This window comes from Ensifer sp. GW823-FHT05D09 (assembly GCF_058795755.1).
Genome location: NZ_JBXAIA010000022.1, coordinates 1 through 2,500, shown reverse-complemented (window position 1 = coordinate 2,500; position 2,500 = coordinate 1). Strand labels below are relative to the sequence as shown.

The window sequence follows — 2,500 nt, the reverse complement described above, 5'->3', positions numbered from 1 at the left end:
AGCCCGCAAGGGTGACGGCGTACCTTTTGTATAATGGGTCAACGACTTAGTGTGACGAGCAAGCTTAAGCCGATAGGTGAAGGCGCAGCGAAAGCGAGTCTGAATAGGGCGTTCAGTTCGTCGCATTAGACCCGAAACCGAGTGATCTAGCCATGAGCAGGTTGAAGGTTGGGTAACACCAACTGGAGGACCGAACCCGCATCTGTTGCAATAGATTGGGATGACTTGTGGCTAGGGGTGAAAGGCCAATCAAACTCGGAAATAGCTGGTTCTCCGCGAAAACTATTTAGGTAGTGCGTCGACCGAATACCCTCGGGGGTAGAGCACTGGATGGGCTATGGGGACTCACCGTCTTACTGATCCTAACCAAACTCCGAATACCGAGGAGTACTAGTCGGCAGACACACGGCGGGTGCTAACGTCCGTCGTGAAGAGGGCAACAACCCTGACCTCCAGCTAAGGTCCCCAAGTCATGGCTAAGTGGGAAAGGATGTGAGGATCCCAAAACAACCAGGATGTTGGCTTAGAAGCAGCCATCATTTAAAGAAAGCGTAACAGCTCACTGGTCTAATTAAGGGTCTTTGCGCCGAAAATGTAACGGGGCTAAAGCCATGCACCGAAGCTGAGGATACGTCGCAAGACGTGTGGTAGCGGAGCGTTCCGTAAGCCTGTGAAGGGATACCTGTGAGGGGTCCTGGAGGTATCGGAAGTGCGAATGTTGACATGAGTAACGATAAAGAGGGTGAGAGACCCTCTCGCCGAAAGACCAAGGGTTCCTGCTTAAAGTTAATCTGAGCAGGGTTAGCCGGCCCCTAAGACGAGGCGGACACGCGTAGTCGATGGGAACCACGTTAATATTCGTGGGCCTGGTGGTAGTGACGGATTGCTTAACTTGTACGCTCTTATTGGATTGGGTGTGCAGGGACGCGGTTCCAGGAAATAGCTCCACCGTATAGACCGTACCCGAAACCGACACAGGTGGTCAGGTAGAGTATACCAAGGCGCTTGAGAGAACTATGCTGAAGGAACTCGGCAAATTGCACGCGTAACTTCGGAAGAAGCGTGACCCTTTTATACGCAAGTATGAAAGGGTGGCACAGACCAGGGGGTAGCGACTGTTTATCAAAAACACAGGGCTCTGCGAAGTCGCAAGACGACGTATAGGGTCTGACGCCTGCCCGGTGCTGGAAGGTTAAGAGGAGGGGTGCAAGCTCTGAATCGAAGCCCCAGTAAACGGCGGCCGTAACTATAACGGTCCTAAGGTAGCGAAATTCCTTGTCGGGTAAGTTCCGACCTGCACGAATGGCGTAACGACTTCCCCGCTGTCTCCAGCATAGACTCAGTGAAATTGAATTCCCCGTGAAGATGCGGGGTTCCTGCGGTCAGACGGAAAGACCCCGTGCACCTTTACTATAGCTTTACACTGGCATTCGTGTCGGCATGTGTAGGATAGGTGGTAGGCTTTGAAGCAGGGACGCCAGTTCTTGTGGAGCCATCCTTGAAATACCACCCTTATCGTCATGGATGTCTAACCGCGGTCCGTTATCCGGATCCGGGACAGTGTATGGTGGGTAGTTTGACTGGGGCGGTCGCCTCCGAAAGAGTAACGGAGGCGCGCGATGGTGGGCTCAGACCGGTCGGAAATCGGTCGTCGAGTGCAATGGCATAAGCCCGCCTGACTGCGAGACTGACAAGTCGAGCAGAGACGAAAGTCGGTCATAGTGATCCGGTGGTCCCGCGTGGAAGGGCCATCGCTCAACGGATAAAAGGTACGCCGGGGATAACAGGCTGATGACCCCCAAGAGTCCATATCGACGGGGTTGTTTGGCACCTCGATGTCGGCTCATCGCATCCTGGGGCTGGAGCAGGTCCCAAGGGTTTGGCTGTTCGCCAATTAAAGCGGTACGTGAGCTGGGTTCAGAACGTCGTGAGACAGTTCGGTCCCTATCTGCCGTGGGTGTAGGAATATTGACAGGATCTGTCCCTAGTACGAGAGGACCGGGATGGACATATCTCTGGTGGACCTGTTGTCCTGCCAAGGGCATAGCAGGGTAGCTATATATGGAATGGATAACCGCTGAAGGCATCTAAGCGGGAAACCAACCTGAAAACGAGTATTCCCTTGAGAACCGTGGAAGACTACCACGTTGATAGGCTGGGTGTGGAAGTGCGGCAACGCATGAAGCTTACCAGTACTAATCGTTCGATTGGCTTGATCGTTCCCATTGCTTGTGTTCATCACAAGGCGATTGCAAAGCATTCGCCGAGATGAGCGACGTGTTCAAATCAAAGAGGTGGCATCACCACCTCACCAGCTTCTCATTCGGTTTGCGTCCGCTAGACGCAAATCTTGCGCTTTGCCGACCTGGTGGTTCTGGCGGGGTGGCTGCACCCGTTCCCATTCCGAACACGGCCGTGAAACGCCCCAGCGCCGATGGTACTTCGTCTTAAGACGCGGGAGAGTAGGTCGCTGCCAGGTCTGCAAAACGCAAGATAAAAC

Annotated in this window: 2 rRNA genes (1 of these 2 cut by a window edge); both read left to right on the top strand. The window is 53.8% G+C overall.

Annotation, left to right across the window (positions count from 1 at the left end):
• Positions 1 to 2,220 (top strand): 23S ribosomal RNA (locus AC1Q80_RS30685) (it extends 576 nt beyond the left edge of the window).
• A gap of 144 nt (positions 2,221 to 2,364) precedes the next feature.
• Positions 2,365 to 2,479: ribosomal RNA gene (gene rrf / locus AC1Q80_RS30680) — 5S ribosomal RNA — on the top strand.
• Positions 2,480 to 2,500 lie beyond the last annotated feature (21 nt).